This is a genomic window from Mycolicibacterium hodleri, assembly GCF_025822245.1.
GTDB lineage: Bacteria > Actinomycetota > Actinomycetes > Mycobacteriales > Mycobacteriaceae > Mycobacterium > Mycobacterium hodleri.
The window spans coordinates 1-17,057 of sequence record NZ_JACKTL010000078.1 but is presented as its reverse complement, the minus strand read 5'-3'; the positions used below and the strand labels follow the sequence as shown (position 1 = coordinate 17,057).

The following is a 17,057-nucleotide window of genomic DNA, read 5'->3' as shown; positions in this document are numbered from 1 at the left end:
CGTGTAATTTGATGCACTGACATGCGAGGCAACCCCCATGGCGACACCTGGATCGTCATACCCGCGTTCAACGAGGCGACCGTGATCTCCGAGGTCGTCACCGACGTTCGCTCGGTCTTCGACAACGTGGTCTGCGTCGACGACGGCAGCCGCGACGACACCGCCGAGCAGGCCTGGCGGGCCGGGGCCCACGTCGTGCGCCACCCCGTCAACCTCGGTCAGGGCGCCGCCATCCAGACCGGCGTCGAATACGCCCGCAGCCGGCCGGGGGCCGCCGTCTTCGCGACGTTCGACGCCGACGGCCAGCACCGCATCGCCGACGTCGTCCGGATGATCGACCGCCTCCGCACCGAGGACCTCGACATCGTGGTGGGAACGCGCTTCGCCGACGGCACGCCGAACAACATGCCCCTGCTGCGGCGTCTGGTCTTCCCCGTGATCGCCAAGGTCAGCCCCACCAGTCGCAAGCTCGGGCTGACCGACGCACACAACGGGCTGCGGGTCTTCGACAAGACCGTCGCCGACGGGTTGAACCTGACGATGAGCGGCATGGCGCACGCCAGTGAGATCGTCGCCCTGATCGTCGAAAACGGTTGGCGGGTGGCCGAGGAGCCCGTCGAAATCCTGTACACCGACTATTCGATGTCGAAGGGTCAGCCGTTGGTCAACGGCGTCAACATCGTCTTCGACGGGTTGCTGCGAAAGAGGATGCGCCGATGAACTGGATTCAGGTTCTGCTGATCGCGGCCGTGCTCGTGCTGCTGGTCTACCTGCTGCGCTCCCGGCGCAGCGCGCAGGCCAAGGCGTGGGTGAAGATCGGCTACGTGCTGTTCGTCCTCGCGGGGGTGTACGCGATCGTCCGCCCCGACGACACCACCGTGGTGGCGAACTGGCTCGGCGTCGCCCGGGGCGCCGACCTGCTGGAGTACGCGCTGATCGTCGCGTTCCTGTTCACCACCATCAGCACCTACCTGCGCTTCAAGGACCTGGAGCTGCGGTACGCCCAACTGGCGCGGGCCGTCGCGCTGGAGGGCGCGCGCGCCCCCGATCCCCGCTAGGCCTGGTCGCGGAAGAACGCGACCGTGCGGTCGATGCCCTCGGCCAGCGGCACCTTGGGCGTCCAGCCGAGCACGTCGACGGCCCGGCCGATGTCCAGACAGGACCTCCGCAGATCCCCAAGCCGGGGCGGATGCAGCTCCGGCTCGTCGGGCGCGCCCGCGGCGGCGGCGACCGCGCTGTGCAGCGCGCGCGTCGAGGTCTCGACTCCCGTGCCCGCGTTGAACCGCTGCCCGCTGCCTGCCTGGCCGCTGGCCCGGACGAACGCGTCGACGACGTCGTCGACGAACACGTAGTCCCGGGTGTCGGAGCCGTCACCGAAGATCTTGGTGGTCTTGCCGGCCAGGAGCGCCTTGGCGAAGATCGCGACGACGCCGGCCTCGCCGTGCGGGTCCTGGCGCGGCCCGTAGACGTTGGCCGGCGCGATGTGCGAGCAGTCCAGGTCGTACAGGTTGCGGAACATGTTGAGGTAGACCTCGCCGCACACCTTGCTGGCGGCGTAGGGCGACGACGGGTTGACCGGCACGGTCTCGTCGGTCGGGTAGACCGGCGGCGTCCCGTAGATGGAGCCGCCGGAGGAGGTGTGGACGATCTTGCGGACGCCCGCCTTGCGGGCGGCCTCCGCGAGGCGCACCGTGCCGACCACGTTGACGCTGGAGTCGAACTGGGCGTCGTCGACGGAACGACTCACCGAGATCTGGGCCGCCAGGTGGAAGATCACCTCCGGCTGGGTGTCGGCGACCAGTCCCAGCAGATCGGCGTCCACGATGTCGGCCTTGGCGAACTCGTAGGCGTCGTGCCGCTCCGCCTCGACGATGTTCACGGGGTTGCCCGAGCTCAGGTCGTCGACGCCGACGACGGCGTGACCGTCCGCCAGCAGTCGCTCTACCAGCGTTGATCCGATGAAGCCAGCTGCTCCGGTGACGAGTGTCCGCACCGGGTCACCATACCGACACGTACAGTCGCACCGGTGATTCGGCGGCTGGGAGCGTGGCGACCTGGGGCGCGTTGGGTCCTGTATGCCGCCGCGGCGCTGATCGTCGTCCAACTGGTCATGCGCGCGGTGCTCGCCTTCCAGGGCTACTTCTACTGGGACGACCTGATCCTCGTCGCCCGCGCCGGCACCCACGAGCTCTGGTCCCCGGCGTATCTGTTCGACGACCACGACGGGCACGTCATGCCCGCGGCGTTCCTCGTCGCGGGCGCGATCGCCAAGCTCGCGCCGTTCAGCTGGATCGGCCCGGCCGTCAGCCTGGTGCTGCTGCAGCTGGTGGCGTCGCTGGCGATCCTGCGGGCCCTGCACGTGATCCTGGGGTGGCGGCCGCTGCTGCTGATCCCGCTGACCTTCGCGCTGTTCTCTCCGCTGTCCCTGCCCGCCTTCGCGTGGTGGGCGGCGGCGCTCAACGCGCTGCCGATGACGGCCGCCATGGCCTGGGTGTGTGCCGACGCGATCCTGTTGGTGCGCACCGGCAATCAGCGGTACGCACTCACCGGAGCCCTGGTGTTCTTCGTCGGGCTGACGTTCTTCGAGAAGGCCGCGGTCATTCCGTTCGCGGCGTTCGCCGTCGCGGCCCTGCTCGCCTACGTCCAAGGCGACCGGTCCGCGCTGACCACCGTGTGGCGCGGCGGGCTTCGGCTCTGGACCGCCACCGGCGCCCTGACGGCGGCGTGGGTCGCGATCTACCTGCTCGTCGTCGACCAGCGGCGGTGGACGCTGGACTTCGCCATGACCGGTGACCTGCTGGTGCGGTCCGTCACCCACGGCATCGTGCCCGCGCTGATCGGCGGCCCGTGGCAGTGGGAGCGCTGGGCGCCGTCGTCGCCGTGGGCCCTGCCGCAGTGGCCGGTCATGGTGGTGGGGTGGCTGGTACTGGGGGCGGTGATCGCGCTGTCGGTGGCCCGCAAGGAACACGCTCGCGTGCTGTGGTTCGCCGCGGCGGGATACGTCGTGGCCTGCCAGCTGCCGATCTACCTGATGCGCTCGTCGCGCTTCACCGCCATCGAATTGGCGCAGACCCTGCGCTACCTCCCCGACCTGGCGGTGATGCTCACGCTGCTGGCGGCCGTCGGGTTCCTCGCACCGAATCGGGCGAGTTCCGCGCGGCTGGACGCCTCCCGGGTGCGCACGGCGGTCGTCGTGGGGTGCGCCGCCCTGTTCGTCGTCAGTTGCGGCTACTCCACCGCCACGTTCACGGCGCGATGGCGTGACAACCCGACGCGGGCCTACGTCGCCAACGTGTTGAGCAGTCTCGCCGCGGCCAACGCCACCACCACGGCGCCCCTGCTGGAACAGGAGGTCGACCCGCTGATCCTGCAACGCTTCGCGTGGCCAGACAATCTGTTCGGTCACGTGTTCGCCCTCGTGCGCGATCGACCCGAATTCAGCACCAGCACAACCGATCTGCGCACCTTCGACCGCAAGGGCCGACTGGTCGACGCCCAGGTGACGTGGGTTCGGCACACCCTTCCCGGGCCAAAGCCCCAGTGCGGCTATCTCGTTCAGCCAGACGCCCCGGTCAGGATGCCGTTGGACGGTCCGATGCTGCCGACGGAGTGGACCGCCGAGATCAACTACCTGGCCAACAACGACGGTTCGATGACCTTCGCGCTGTCCGACGGCGACGCCACCCGCGTGCCGGTCCATCCCGGGCTCAACCGCGTCTTCGTGCGGCTGTCGGGGGCGGGCAACGCGGTCATCGCCGTCGCGAACACCTCGGCGCTGTCGGTGTGTCTGGCGTCGGGACCCGTCGGCTACGTGGCGCCTCCCTGACGACATGCAGTAGTCCCGCCTCGGTCGCCACGAAAAGTGCAGTAGTCCAACCCCCATCCGTGTGGTGCCACCGACCCCCATACTCAGCCCATGACGGCAGAGCACACGGCAGATCCCGCGGCGGCGGGCCAGGCAGACGGGGACGGCGGCTACGAGCCGGAGCTCAAGCGGACACTCGGATCGTTCCAAGTGTTCGCCATTTCCTTCGCGTTCATCTCGGTGGCCGTCGGCATCTTCGGCACCTACGACGACCTCCTGCGCAACTCCGGTCCGGTGGGCATCTGGACCTGGATCGTCGCGGCACTCGGACAGCTTCTGATAGCACTGGTGATCGCCCAATTCGCCGCCAGGATCGCGCTGTCCGGCTCGTCGTACCAATGGGCGTCACGACTGGCCAACCCGAAGATCGGCTGGTTCTTCGGCTGGCTCACCTTCTGCTATCTGATCACCGGCCTGATGGCCATCAACAGCGCGATGGCCAGCCAGTGCCTCATGCCCCTGTTCGACATGGCGCCCGACGAGACCACCGCGCGGGTCATCACCGTCGTGCTGATGGTGATCCAGGCCGTGTTGGCGATCGCCTCGACGAAGATCGTCGCGCTGCTGAACTCGGTGGCCGTCGGCGTCGAGCTGACCATCGTGGTGGTGTTGGTGGTCGCGCTGCTGGTCGCAGTGGCGGTGACCGGCCACGGTTCGGTCGACAACCTCACCTCGCGCGGCACCACCACGGGGGCGACCGACTACTTCGCGATGGGCGGTGGGCTGGCGGCCGTCATGATCGTCGGCCTGGCCACCCTGGTGGGCTTCGACGCGGCGGCCAACATGGCCGAGGAGGCCAAGGATCCCTTCCGCACCGTCCCCCGGGCCATCGTGGGATCGGTTGTCGCGGCTGGTGTTCTGGGCATGCTGTTCCTGATCGCCCTGACCGTCGCCATCACCGACATCCCCGCGGTGACCGCCGCCGAGTCGCCGGTCGCCACGATCATGGGCGACCAGCTCGGCACCGTCACCGAACGCGTGTTCCTGGTCGCGATCGCCATCGCCTTCTTCGGCGGCGGGATGGTCACCCTGACCAGCTGCTCGCGCATGATCTTCGCGATGGCGCGCGACGACCGCTTCCCGGCGCCACGCCTGATGAAGCGAGTGGACGGCCACACCAAGACGCCGATCCCGGCGACGATCCTGCCCGTCGTCCTCGGCACCGCCATACTGGTCGCACTGCCCGGTGACGCCCTGCTGGAGCTGATCACCTCGGGCACCGTGCTGATCGCGTTGACCTACGGCGGGATCGTGGTGCTCTACCTGTCGGTGCGAAAGCGACTGGAGCACAAGGAGGGCGGCTTCACCCTCGGCCGCTTCGAGATGCCGGTCGCCGTCGCGGCGCTGATCTGGTCGGTGTGCGTGCTCGTCATCCTGCTGTCCCCGGCCAGCGCGGGCACGGCGGTCGTGATCGTCGCCGGCCTCCTCGCGGTGGGTGGGCTGTACTTCGCGTACCTGATGATCTTCCGTCGACGGGTTCTCGAGTCCGAGCCCGGCGAGCCGATGGCGATCTGATGACGTCGACCGCCGAGGGGCTGGCCGGCCTGACCGGACGCGTCGTCCTACCCGACGACGACGAGTACCCGACCGCCCGCGCCGGCTGGAACCTGTTGTTCGACCACCGACCGCTGGCGATCGTATTCGCCAGGGAGACAAGCGACGTCGTCACCGCGCTGACATGGGCGCGGCGCCACCACGTGCCCGTGCGGGTACGCAGCGGCGGGCACTGCCTGGAGGGTTGGAACACCGTCGACGACGGCATCGTGATCGACGTCAGCGAGATGACCTCCGCCGCGGTCGACGTGGCGGCCGGGACGGCGACGGTCGGGGCCGGGCTCAACCAGTTGCAGGCCGTGACCGCGCTCGGCGCGGCCGGGGTCGCCGCGCCGACCGGCACGGAGGGCTCCGTCGGCCTGGTCGGAGCCACGCTCGGCGGTGGGTTCGGCTTGCTGACACGGGCCTTCGGGATGGCGTCGGACAACCTGCTCGCCGCCGAGATCGTCGTTGCCTCCGGGGTCGACCGTGCCGAAGCGATCACCGTCGACGAACACCACCACGCCGAGCTGCTGTGGGCGCTGCGGGGCGCGGGCAACGGCAACTTCGGCGTCGTCACGTCGCTGACCTACCAGGTGCGTCCGGTGCGGCAGACCGTCTACGTCACCGCGACCTGGCCGGGTCTGACCCACCTTCGCGAGGTCTTCCGCGCGTGGCAGGATTGCGCGCCGTTCGTCGACGAGCGGATGACCAGCCAGCTGGAGATGGGCCCGGCCGAAATCCGGCTGATCGCCGTACTCGTCGACGGATCCGCCGCCGAGGCCGCCGACCTCCTCGCGCCCATCCTGGCCGTCGGCGACCCGGCGGTCTCCACGCTCGACGGCAACTGGGCCGAGATCTACGCAGGCTTTCAGATCCCGGAGTGCGACGAGCCGGCGAATTGGAAGTTCCTCTCCCAGTTCATTTCCCGGCCCCTTCCCGACGAGGCTGTCGAACTGATCGCCTCGTTCCTGGCGGCGGCCCCGACACCGGGCTGCAACTACTTCACCAACGCGTTCGGCGGCGCGGTCACCCGCAGCGAGCCGGCCGGCGGCTCCGCGTTCGCCCATCGCCACTCGCTGTTCTACGCCGAGCCGGGCGCCGGCTGGGGAACTCGCGGCGGACCGGCGCCGGACGAGGCGCTCACCGCGCGGTGCATTCAGTGGACCACCGACTTCGCGACGGCGTTGGCGCCCTTCGTCGACGGGGCCTACGTCAACGTGCCCAACGCCGGCGACCCCGACTTCGCGACCGCCTACTGGGGCGCCAACGTCGAGCGGTTGCGCGCGGTCAAGGCGACCTACGACCCGCACGCGGTGTTCCGATTCGAACAGAGCGTCGACGCGACGGGGTGAAAAAAATGGGGCCGCCTTGGGGAATCGAACCCCAGACCTTCTCATTACGAGTGAGATGCTCTACCGACTGAGCTAAGGCGGCGACGCCTGGTCAGCCAGGCGGGACGAGTCTACGGCAGGCACCGTCGCCAACCCAAAACGATCGGCCCTCAACCGCGAAGGGCCTGCCCAACGGTGGCCACCAGCGCGTCGACGGCGAACTTGGGCTTGACGTTCATCGCCAGCGCGTCGCGGCACTCGAGCACCGCCTCGATGCAGCGCAGCAGCCGGTCGGGTGGGACGTGTGCGGCCATCGCCGCGGCCTTGTCCGCCATGTCGGGATGGTTGGCCTGAAGGCCGCCCGCCCCGGACGACACCAGCATGGCGTCGCGAAAATAGGTGGCCAGGTCGATCAGCGCCCGGTCCAGCGCGTCGCGCGAGGCCCGCGTCTGCCGCGACTTCTGGCGTTTCTCCAGGTCCTTGAGGGCTCCGGCGGCGCCCCGCAGCGCACCCGCGGCACCCTTGCCGGTGCCGCCACCACCGAGCGCCGTCCGCAGTTCCTCGGTCTCGGCCTCGTTGCGGTCGCCGGTGAGCGCCTTGGCCTCGTCCTCCGCGGTGGCCACCAGCTCCTCGGCGGCGGCGTAGGCCCGCGCCGGCGTCGCCGCGTCGCGCGCCAGCCCCAGCGCGCGTTCCCGGCGGCTCCTGGCCTGCTCGTCGGTGGCCAGCCGGCGGGCCCGCCCGACGTGGCCGCCGCTGACCGACGCCGCCCACGTGGCGTTCTTCTCGTCCATGCCGTCGACGTCGACCAACACTCGGGCGATCGCGTCCAGCCGCGGGGTCACCAGGGCGACGTGCCGGCAGCGCGACCGCAGGGTGATCGCGATGTCCTCCGGGTCGACCGACGGCGCGCACAGCAGGAACACCGTCGACGCGGGCGGCTCCTCGACCACCTTGAGCAGGGCGTTCGCCGCGCCCTCGGTGAGCCGGTCGGCATCCTCGACCACCACGACCTGCCACCGCCCGGTGCCCGGCCGCCGCGACGCGATCTGGACGATGTCGCGCATCTCCTTGACGCCGATCGACAGACCCTCGGGAATGATCCGGCGCACGTCGGCGTGGGTGCCCGCCATCGTCGTGGTGCAGGCGCGACACTCCCCGCATCCCGGCACGCCGTCGGACGTGCACTGCAAGGCCGCGGCGAAGCACACCGCCGCGATGGACCGACCGGACCCGGGAGGCCCCGTGATCAGCCACGCGTGCGTCATCCGGCCACCCATGGCGCCGGTGCCCAGCGGGTTGTGAGCCGAATCACCGCGGGCCGCGCGCGCGGCGGCGACCAGTTCCGCTTCGACGGCGTCCTGACCCACCAGACGCGAGAAAACACCGCTCATCAGGCGCCACCCTAGTGGTCGCGGCCGACACCTACACCGACGACCTCGACGGCAGCGCCCGTGCCGACGGCCGTGGACCGATACGGTTGACGGATGACCGGGCCGACACCACCGATGGGGCGTATCACCGCCTTCGTTCGGTGGGTCGCGCGTACGCCGTGGCCGGTGTTCACCCTCGGCATGCTGCAGGCCGACATCATCGGCGCCCTGTTCGTGCTCGGCTTCCTGCGGTTCGGGCTGCCCGCGGAGGACCGCATCCAGCTCCAGGACCTCCCCACCCTCAACCTGGCCGTCTTCCTGGGCTACCTGTTCGTGTCGTTCACGATCCTGTCCTGGCTGACCCTGCGACTGCTGATTCCGGTGATCCGCTGGCAGCGCCGCGACAGCCTGCTCGGGGGTGGTGACCCAGCGGTGACCGACCTGGCCCGCGTGCGGGCCCTGAGGATGCCCTTCTACCGGTCCGTGATCAACGTCTCGAACTGGTTCCTCGGCTCGATCGTGTTCATCGTCGCCAGCTGGCCCGTCGCCAGCCGGTCGGCGCCCGTGGTCGCCGTGGCCGCCGCCCTCGGCGCCACCGCGACCGCCATCATCGGGTACCTGCAGTCCGAGCGCGTGCTGCGGCCCGTCGCCGTCGCCGCGTTGCGGGGCGGGGTCCCCGAGAGCTTCAAGGCGCCCGGGGTGATCCAGCGGCAGGTGCTCACCTGGGTGCTGTCGACCGGCGTGCCGATCCTCGCCATCGTGCTGGCGCTGGTGGCCAGCAAGTTCGAGATACTGACCGCACCCGCGCAGCGCCTCAACACCCCGATCCTGCTGCTGGCCGTCGCCGCTCTGGTCATCGGGCTGGCCGGCACGGTGCTGGTGGCCATGTCGATCGCCGACCCCCTGCGTCAACTGCGCTGGGCCCTCGGCGAGGTGCAGCGCGGCAACTACAACGCCCACATGCAGATCTACGACGCCAGCGAATTGGGCCTGCTGCAAGCCGGATTCAACGACATGGTCCGCGACCTCGCCGAACGACAACGCCTCCGGGACCTCTTCGGCCGCTACGTCGGCGAGGACGTCGCCCGTCGCGCGCTCGAACGCGGCACCGAGCTGGGCGGCCAGGAACGCGACGTCGCCGTCCTGTTCGTCGACCTGGTGGGGTCCACCCAGCTCGCCTCGACCCGACCCGCGGCCGAGGTCGTCAGCCTCCTCAACGAGTTCTTCCGCGTCATCGTCGACAGCGTCAACCGGCACGGCGGATTCGTCAACAAGTTCCAGGGTGACGCCGCACTCGCCATCTTCGGCGCCCCGATCGAGCACCCCGACGCCTCCGGTGCGGCGCTGGCCGCTTCCCGGGAACTGCACGACGAACTCATCGAGGTGTTGGGCCAGACCGACTTTGGCATCGGGGTGTCCGCGGGCCGGGCCATCGCCGGTCACATCGGCGCCCAGGCCCGATTCGAGTACACCGTCATCGGCGACCCGGTCAACGAGGCCGCCCGGCTCACCGAGCTGGCGAAGCTCGAAGAAGGCCACGTACTGGCGTCGGCCATCGCGGTGAGCGGCGCCCTCGACGCCGAGGCGTTGCGCTGGGACGTCGGCGAGATCGTCGAACTGCGTGGCCGTGGTGCACCCACCCAGTTGGCCAGGCCACTCAATCTGGCGGCGTCCCGGCGGGTTTCGAGCCAGGCGCAGAACTAGCCCTTCTTGGCCGCGGCCTTCTTGGCGGGCGCCTTCTTCGCGGGCGTCTTCTTGACGGCCTTCTTGGCGGGCGCCTTCTTCTTGACGGGTCCACGCGCACGACGGTCGGCCAGCAGTTCAGAGGCCCGGCCGTCGGTGATCGACATGACGTCGTCGCCCTTGCGGAGGCTGGCATTGGTCTCGCCGTCGGTGACGTACGGACCGAAACGGCCGTCCTTGATCACCATCGGCTTCTCCGACACCGGGTCGTTGCCCAACTCGCGCAGCGGAGGCGTCGCGGCGCCCTGCCGGCCGCGCCGCTTGGGCTCCGAGTAGATCTTCAGCGCTTCCTCGAGGGTGATGGTGAACATCTGCTCCTCGTTGGCCAACGAACGAGAGTCGGTGCCGCGCTTCAGGTATGGGCCGTAGCGGCCGTTCTGCGCGGTGATCTCCTCGTTGTTCGAGGGGTCGACGCCGACGACGCGGGGCAGCGACAGCAGCTTCAGCGCGTCGTCGAGAGTGATCGTCTCCAGATCCATCGACTGCAGCAGGGAACCCGTCCGCGGCTTGGGACCCACCGGCGGCTTCTTGCCCTTCTTCGCAGGCGCACCGTCGTCGGGCTCCTCCGGCGGCGCGGGCAGCACCTCGGTGACGTACGGCCCGTATCGCCCGTCCTTGGCCACGATTTCGTGGCCGGACTCGGGGTCGACGCCGAGTGAACGCCCCTCCTGCGGGGTGGAGAACAGCTTCTCGGCGAGCTCGAGGGTCAGCTCGTCGGGGGTCAGCTCGTCCTTGAGGTTGGCCCGCTGCGGCTTGAGCTCACCCGGGTTGTCCGGATCGGGGATCATCCGCTCCAGGTACGGCCCGTTGCGGCCGACGCGGACGTTGATCGCCCGGCCTTGGTCGTCGTCGAACAGCTTGATGGAGTTGACGACTCGCGCGTCGATCTCCTCGAGGTTGCCGCCGACCAGCTTCTTCAGCCCACCGGCGCGGGCGATCGAGCCGTCCACGCCGTGGTCGCCGCCGAAGTAGAAGTTGTTGAGCCAGTTGGTTCGTCGCTCGTTGCCCGAGGCGATCTCGTCGAGCTCGTCCTCCATGGCCGCGGTGAAGTCGTAGTCCACCAGGCGACCGAAGTGCTGCTCGAGCAACCCGATGACGGCGAACGCCACCCACGACGGGACCAGCGCGCTGCCCTTCTTGTGGACGTAGCCGCGATCCTGGATCGTCTTGATGATCGACGAGTAGGTCGACGGACGGCCGATGCCCAGCTCTTCGAGGGACTTGATCAGCGACGCCTCGGTGTAGCGCGCGGGCGGACTGGTGGTGTGCCCGTCGGCGGTCAGGTCGGATGCGTCGACCCGCTGCCCCTGCGTCAGGTTGGGCAGGCGGCTCTCGGCGTCGTCGGCCTCGCCGCCGGCCTGCTCGTCGAGACTCTCGACGTAGGCCTTCAGGAAGCCGGCGAAGGTGATGGTGCGACCGCTGGCGCTGAACACGACCTGCTCGCCCGAACTGGCGGCGCCGGCGATGCGCAGGCTCAGCGTCGTCCCCCGCGCGTCGGCCATCTGCGAGGCCACGGTGCGCTGCCAGATCAGCTCGTAGAGCCGGAACTCGTCGTTGTCCAGCGCGGAGTGCAGCTGCCCGGGGGTCTGGAACACGTCGCCCGACGGCCTGATGGCCTCGTGGGCCTCCTGCGCGTTCTTCACCTTGCGGGTGTACTGGCGGGCCGTCGGGTGGACGTACTCCTCGCCGTAGAGCTGCCTGGCCTGGTTGCGGGCCGCGTTGATCGCCGTCTCCGACAGCGTCGTCGAGTCGGTACGCATGTAGGTGATGTAGCCGTTCTCGTACAACCGCTGCGCGATGCTCATCGTGCGCTCCGAGGAGAAGCGCAGCTTGCGGCCGGCCTCCTGCTGCAGCGTCGACGTCATGAACGGCGGGTAAGGCCGGCGGGTGTACGGCTTCTGTTCGACCGACGCGACGCTGAGCTGCGCGCCGCGCAGGTTGCCGGCCAACGCCGACGCCGCCTGCTCGGTGAGCACCAGCACCTCGTCGGGCTTGCGCAGACCGCCGAGGGAGTCGAAGTCGCGACCGCTGGCCACGCGCTTGCCGTCGACCGAGTTGAGCTTGGCGGTGAACTTCGGCGGTGACGCCTCCGCGTCGGAGACCGACGCGTCGAGTTCGGCGGTGACGTCCCAGTACCCGGCGCTGCGGAACGCCATGCGCTCGCGTTCGCGCTGCACGATGATCCGCGTGGCCACCGACTGGACCCGGCCGGCCGACAGCTTCGGCGCGACCTTCTTCCAGAGCACGGGGCTGACCTCGTAGCCGTAGAGGCGGTCGAGGATGCGGCGGGTCTCCTGCGCGTCGACCAGGTCGATGTCGAGGTCGCGGGGGTCGTCGGCGGCGGCCCGGATGGCCGACTCGGTGATCTCGTGGAACACCATCCGCTTGACGGGGATGCGCGGCTTGAGGGTTTCCAGCAGGTGCCAGGCGATCGCCTCGCCCTCCCGGTCACCGTCCGTCGCAAGGTACAGCTCGTCGACGTCCTTGAGCAGCGCCTTCAGTTCGGCGACGGTGCTCTTCTTCTCGGGGCTGATGATGTAGAGCGGTTCGAAGTCGGCGTCGACGTTGACCCCGAGGCGCGCCCACGGCTCGGTCTTGTACTTCGCGGGCACGTCGGCGGCCGCTCGTGGCAGGTCGCGGATGTGTCCACGCGACGATTCCACGATGTAGTTCGATCCCAGATAGCCTGCGATCTTGCGCGCCTTGGTGGGCGACTCGACTATGACGAGTCGCCGAACCCTGCCGTTGCCGCTGCCACCGTCCTGGTCAGCCAACTGTGTTTACGCTCCACTTCTATGTTGCCGAAAGCGCGGGACCACTGAATCAGTCGTCCCACCAGCCCGCGGCAACTGACAATTTGGCACTACGGACGAGCCTACGCAAACTGGCTCCGTCCATGGAGCTCACCGCGAGTGCGGCCAGCTGTGAAACGCCTCAGGGTCCTCCGGTGGTTCCCCCACGTTCTCTACCAGGCGCGATAGGCGTCTGCGGCCGCTGATCCGCAGCGCCGGGTGCGCCCCGCGAGTACCAATCAAGGTTGGTGCTATTCCTACCCTCATCATCGCCGCCGCGAGTGCGGTATGCGTATCCGGGGCGTGCGGGTCCAGTCCGAGGAGGTACCGGTCCGCCTCGGGCACTCCGGCGGCCAGGGTCCACGCCCGCAGCTCGCGCGGGCCGGGCAACCACTGGGGCGGGACGGTCTTCACCGCGCCGCGCGTCCAGTTCTTCGCAATGGCCGACAGCCGGGGGTCGGGCGCCGTCCGCACCAGCGGGGTGTTCTCGTCCGTCCGCCCGATCTCCGGCACCAATCCCGCGTCGGCGATCATCTCGGCCAGCGCCTCCGCGCGCCACTCCGCGTCGACCACGACCGACAGGCGGGCGGCCCGGTCGTCACCCTGGCCGACGACCACCACCTGACCCGGCGCAGCCAGGATCCCGGTCAGGTCGGCGACCGCAGGCGGCACCGCCTCTGCCGAGAAGAAGGACAGCTGGCTCACGATCCCGACAGTAGGCCAGCGAGGCTTTCCCGCCGCGACACCGGGCCGCGCGGCCATGGACGATCATGGAGTGGTCGACGACGTCGAGAGGGGGGAGCGTGGCTGAGGGGGTGTCGGACTTCGGCCGCGAGCTGCTCGCCCGCGCCGTCGAGGGCACCGAGTTCGACGAGCATCCGCTGCGCCACGTGGCCGATCTGGCGCCCCGGCGGGCCCGGACCCAACCCTGGCCGCCATGGGCCGACCCGGACGTCGTCGCGGCATTCGTCGACCGCGGCGTCACGCAGCCCTGGTCCCACCAGGCGGCCGCGGCCGACCTCGCCCACTCCGGCCGGCACGTGGTGCTCAGCACCGGTACCGCGTCGGGCAAGTCGCTGGCCTATCAGTTGCCGATCCTGACGACACTCGCGGCGGACCCGCGGGCCCGGGCGCTGTACCTTTCGCCGACCAAGGCCCTCGGCCACGACCAGTTGCGGGCCGCGCAGGCGCTGACCAACGCGGTCCCCCGGTTGCGTGACGTGGCGCCGAGTCCGTATGACGGGGACAGCTCCAACGACGCGCGACGGCTGGCCCGCGAACGGTCGCGGTGGATCTTCTCCAACCCCGACATGATCCACCTGTCGCTGCTGCGCAACCATCCCCGTTGGGCGGTGTTCCTGCGCAACCTGAAGTACGTGGTGGTCGACGAATGCCATTACTACCGTGGCATCTTCGGCTCCAACGTGGCGATGGTGCTGCGCCGCCTGGTGCGCCTGTGCGAGCGGTACTCCCCCGACGGCGGCGGCCCGACCGTCGTCTTCGCCAGCGCGACCACGTCCGCACCCGCCGCCACCGCGTCGGAGTTGTTGGGCCACACCGTCGCCGAGGTGACAGACGACGGCTCACCGCAGGGCGGCCGGACCGTGGCGCTGTGGGAACCCGCTCTGCGCGACGACATCACGGGCGAGAACGGCGCTCCGGTACGACGTTCCGCGGGATCGGAGGCGTCACGGGTGATGGCCGATCTGATCGCCGAGGGCGCGAGGACGTTGACCTTCGTCAGGTCCCGACGCGGCGCGGAGCTCACCGCCCTGGGGGCGCGGGCGCGACTGGAGGACGTCGCACCCGACCTCGCCCACCTGGTGGCGTCCTATCGCGCCGGATATCTCGCCGAGGACCGGCGTGCCCTGGAGCGCGCCCTGTCCGACGGCGAGCTACGCGGTCTGGCCACCACCAACGCCCTCGAGTTGGGGGTCGACATCGCAGGCCTCGACGCGGTGGTGCTGGCCGGGTTCCCCGGCACGGTGGCGTCGTTCTGGCAGCAGGCGGGGCGGGCGGGACGACGTGGGCAGAGCGCCCTGATCGTGTTGATCGCCAGGGACGATCCGCTGGACACCTACCTGGTGCACCACCCCGCGGCGTTGTTGGACAAGCCCATCGAACGCGTGGTGATCGATCCGACCAACCCCTACGTCCTGGGTCCCCAGTTGCTGTGCGCGGCAACCGAATTGCCTCTCACCGAGGCCGAGGTGCGGACCTGGAACGCCGAGGCGGTGGCCGACGCCCTGGTCGACGACAGCCTGCTCCGGCGTCGTGCCGCCGGCTACTATCCCGCGCCCGGGTTGGATCCCCACCCCGCCGTGGACATCCGCGGGTCCACCGGCGGGCAGATCGCCATCGTCGAGACCGGCACGGGTCGAATGCTGGGCAGCACCGGCGCGGGCCAGGCACCGTCGTCGATCCATCCCGGTGCGGTCTACCTGCACCAGGGCGAGACCTACGTGGTCGACTCGCTCGACTTCGAGGACGGCATCGCCTTCGTCCACGCCGACGACCCCGGCTACTCCACCTCGGCTCGGGAGTTGACCGACGTGGCCGTGACCGGTCCCGGGGAGCGGCACACGAGAGGTCCGATCACCGTCGGCATCGTGCCGGTCTCGGTGAGCCACACCGTGATCGGCTTCCTGCGCCGGCGGATGAACGGCGAGGTAATCGACTTCGTCGACCTCGACATGCCCACCCAGACGCTGGAGACCATGGCGGTCATGTGCACGATCGAGCCGGAGGCGTTGGCGGACAGCGGCGTCGACGACGTCCGGGTGCCGGGGTCGCTGCACGCCGCCGAGCATGCGGCGATCGGGTTGCTCCCCCTGGTCGCGAGCTGCGACCGCGGTGACATCGGCGGCGTGTCGACGGCGGTGGGCCCGGAGTCGGGGACGCCGACGATCTTCGTCTACGACGGCCATCCGGGCGGCGCGGGCTTCGCCGACCGCGGGTACCGGCAGATCAACACCTGGTGGGAGGCCACGGCGTCGGCGATCGAATCGTGCGAGTGTCCCTCGGGCTGCCCGTCGTGCGTGCAGTCGCCGAAGTGCGGCAACGGCAACGATCCCCTCGACAAGGCCGGTGCGATCACGGTGCTGAGGCTGGTGCTCGACGAATTGGCCAAGCACCCGGGGTGAGACGACCGCCAACACCGCGCCCGGCTCGGGGCGGCGCAACCAACTTCACCCCGTCGCACATTGTCTGCGACCCTGCCCACGCTGCACGAATGCCGTCGGATTCTGGTTGTGGGCGCGCGCTCCGGCTAAGCCCCCTGGCGCCGGCGCCTAGGATGAGGGCATGACGCAGGACTGGCTTCTGGTGGAGACACTTGGCGCCGAACCAGCCGTCGTCGCCGAGGGGCAGCACACGAGGAACCTCGTGCCGGTCAGCGCCTTTCTGCGGAGGAATCCGAACCTGATGGCGGTGCAGACGGCCATCAACGAGACCGTGCGGGCGGGCAAGCCGCTGAGCAGCCTGACCCCCAAGAGCGACCGGGTGATCCGCACCGAGGTCGTGCAGATGACCGACGGTCGGATTCACGGCGTTCACGTGTGGGTCGGCCCACTGGACGAGGATCCCCCGGACCGCGTGCTGCCCGGTCCCCTGAAGTGGGACCTGACGAACGGCATTGCAACCGACACCCCCGAGTCGCTGATGAACAGCGGGCTGGACCCCACCACCGAGGCCACCCAGGGTCGAGCCTTCGCCGAGGACCTGCCCTCGCGGAACCTCAACCCGGACGAGGCCCGGGTGCTGGCGGTGGCCATCAAGCCGGAGGCGGGCCGGACGTTCTGCAGCACCTGGGACATCGAGGACTACAAGGGCAAGCAGATCACGGTCGGATTCGCGGCCAGGGTGCTCGAGGAAGCCGACGAGGCCGGTCGGGAGCGGTTGATCTGCCGCGCGATGAACTGGCGCGCCGCAAGCGACGAGCCCGGGCAACGGACCGACGACCTCGCCCAACGGATCCTCAGCGGCCTGGCTCAACCCGGCGTGCACCGTGCGCTGGTCGACCTGAACACGTGGAAGCTGCTGAAGTGGCTCGACGAGCCCTGCCCGTTCTTCGATTGGCACGCGCGGGAGGGCGACGACCCCATCGTCCACCCCGACGACGCGCCGGAAATGGCCGCGATGGCAGTCGAATTCGACTCGGGGGAAGCCGCGCACGTCTTGCGGCTCCGGGCGCTCGACGGCGGGTGGACGCCGGTTCACGTCACGGTCCGCCGCGTCGAGGTCGCCGCCGACACCTACGCCGGTCTGCTGTCGATGCGATTGCCGACGGCCGACGAACTGGCTCCGTCGCGCAAGTCGGTTCGGCGGGCCAAGTCCGCAGCGCGCCGCGCACGCACCTAGCCCCCCCCCCCCCCCCCCCCCCCCCCCCCCCCCCCCCCCCCCCCCCCCCCCCCCCCCCCCC

The 17,057-nt window shown here is 69.8% G+C and carries 12 protein-coding genes and 1 tRNA gene; 8 read left to right on the top strand and 5 right to left on the bottom strand.

Annotation, left to right across the window (positions count from 1 at the left end; all coding sequences use genetic code 11):
• Positions 1-21: 21 nt before the first annotated feature.
• Together ppgS and H7J06_RS31750 are read left to right on the top strand one after the other, a co-directional pair.
• Positions 22-720, top strand: a complete 699-nt coding sequence (ppgS, locus tag H7J06_RS31755; RefSeq protein WP_264043973.1) for a polyprenyl-phospho-N-acetylgalactosaminyl synthase PpgS — start codon at positions 22-24, stop codon at positions 718-720.
• The gene (locus tag H7J06_RS31750; RefSeq protein WP_264043970.1) at positions 717-1,058 is read left to right on the top strand and encodes a DUF2304 domain-containing protein; all 342 of its coding nucleotides are present in this window, start codon (positions 717-719) and stop codon (positions 1,056-1,058) included. Before ppgS ends, H7J06_RS31750 begins: the two co-directional genes overlap by 4 nt.
• Here the strand turns inward: H7J06_RS31750 and H7J06_RS31745 are convergent.
• Positions 1,055-1,993 carry an NAD-dependent epimerase/dehydratase family protein gene (locus tag H7J06_RS31745; protein WP_264043968.1) on the bottom strand — a complete coding sequence of 313 codons (939 nt, stop codon included), beginning with the start codon at positions 1,991-1,993 and terminating at the stop codon, positions 1,055-1,057. The genes H7J06_RS31750 and H7J06_RS31745 overlap by 4 nt on opposite strands.
• 117 nt (positions 1,994-2,110) lie before the next feature.
• Between H7J06_RS31745 and H7J06_RS31740 the strand changes: the two genes are divergently transcribed.
• From H7J06_RS31740 to H7J06_RS31730, 3 genes are all read left to right on the top strand, one after another.
• On the top strand, positions 2,111-3,826 hold the full coding sequence (locus tag H7J06_RS31740) for a hypothetical protein (protein ID WP_264044038.1): 1,716 nt from the start codon (positions 2,111-2,113) through the stop codon (positions 3,824-3,826).
• Between the two features lie 90 nt (positions 3,827-3,916).
• Positions 3,917-5,380, top strand: coding sequence for an APC family permease (locus tag H7J06_RS31735; RefSeq protein ID WP_264043966.1), 1,464 nt, complete (start codon positions 3,917-3,919; stop codon positions 5,378-5,380).
• Positions 5,380-6,753: an FAD-binding oxidoreductase gene (locus tag H7J06_RS31730; RefSeq protein WP_264043964.1), complete on the top strand. Its 1,374-nt coding sequence runs from the start codon at positions 5,380-5,382 to the stop codon at positions 6,751-6,753. The genes H7J06_RS31735 and H7J06_RS31730 overlap by 1 nt, the downstream gene beginning before the upstream one ends.
• 6 nt (positions 6,754-6,759) lie before the next feature.
• Here the strand turns inward: H7J06_RS31730 and H7J06_RS31725 are convergent.
• A tRNA-Thr gene (locus H7J06_RS31725) sits at positions 6,760-6,835 on the bottom strand.
• A gap of 67 nt (positions 6,836-6,902) precedes the next feature.
• Positions 6,903-8,123 (bottom strand): DNA polymerase III subunit delta', encoded by a 1,221-nt coding sequence (locus H7J06_RS31720; RefSeq protein ID WP_264043962.1) that lies wholly within the window; start codon positions 8,121-8,123, stop codon positions 6,903-6,905.
• Between the two features lie 93 nt (positions 8,124-8,216).
• On the opposite strand from H7J06_RS31720, the gene H7J06_RS31715 reads away from it, so the two are divergent.
• A complete protein-coding gene (locus H7J06_RS31715; protein WP_264043960.1) occupies positions 8,217-9,806 on the top strand; it encodes an adenylate/guanylate cyclase domain-containing protein in 1,590 nt (529 codons plus the stop codon).
• Here H7J06_RS31715 and topA read toward each other — a convergent pair.
• Positions 9,803-12,619 carry a type I DNA topoisomerase gene (topA, locus tag H7J06_RS31710; RefSeq protein ID WP_264043958.1) on the bottom strand — a complete coding sequence of 939 codons (2,817 nt, stop codon included), beginning with the start codon at positions 12,617-12,619 and terminating at the stop codon, positions 9,803-9,805. The two genes, H7J06_RS31715 and topA, sit on opposite strands and share 4 nt — an antisense overlap.
• A gap of 129 nt (positions 12,620-12,748) precedes the next feature.
• Complete coding sequence (locus tag H7J06_RS31705) at positions 12,749-13,342, bottom strand: hypothetical protein (protein WP_264043956.1); 594 nt, start codon at positions 13,340-13,342, stop codon at positions 12,749-12,751.
• Between the two features lie 110 nt (positions 13,343-13,452).
• On the opposite strand from H7J06_RS31705, the gene sftH reads away from it, so the two are divergent.
• Both sftH and H7J06_RS31695 read left to right on the top strand, forming a co-directional pair.
• Positions 13,453-15,780, top strand: a complete 2,328-nt coding sequence (sftH, locus tag H7J06_RS31700) for a DNA 3'-5' helicase SftH (protein WP_372515455.1) — start codon at positions 13,453-13,455, stop codon at positions 15,778-15,780.
• A gap of 160 nt (positions 15,781-15,940) precedes the next feature.
• Positions 15,941-16,996: a PAS domain-containing protein gene (locus tag H7J06_RS31695; protein ID WP_264043952.1), complete on the top strand. Its 1,056-nt coding sequence runs from the start codon at positions 15,941-15,943 to the stop codon at positions 16,994-16,996.
• Positions 16,997-17,057 lie beyond the last annotated feature (61 nt).

Bases quoted from the DNA above. Each gene is read 5' to 3' on its own strand.
- H7J06_RS31740 (WP_264044038.1), top strand. From the start codon at position 2,111: ATGCGCGCGGTGCTCGCCTTCCAGGGCTACTTCTACTGGGACGACCTG.
- H7J06_RS31715 (WP_264043960.1), top strand. From the start codon at position 8,217: ATGACCGGGCCGACACCACCGATGGGGCGTATCACCGCCTTCGTTCGG.
- ppgS (WP_264043973.1), top strand. From the start codon at position 22: ATGCGAGGCAACCCCCATGGCGACACCTGGATCGTCATACCCGCGTTC.
- H7J06_RS31730 (WP_264043964.1), top strand. From the start codon at position 5,380: ATGACGTCGACCGCCGAGGGGCTGGCCGGCCTGACCGGACGCGTCGTC.
- H7J06_RS31735 (WP_264043966.1), top strand. From the start codon at position 3,917: ATGACGGCAGAGCACACGGCAGATCCCGCGGCGGCGGGCCAGGCAGAC.
- H7J06_RS31750 (WP_264043970.1), top strand. From the start codon at position 717: ATGAACTGGATTCAGGTTCTGCTGATCGCGGCCGTGCTCGTGCTGCTG.
- H7J06_RS31720 (WP_264043962.1), bottom strand. From the start codon at position 8,123: ATGAGCGGTGTTTTCTCGCGTCTGGTGGGTCAGGACGCCGTCGAAGCG.
- H7J06_RS31695 (WP_264043952.1), top strand. From the start codon at position 15,941: ATGACGCAGGACTGGCTTCTGGTGGAGACACTTGGCGCCGAACCAGCC.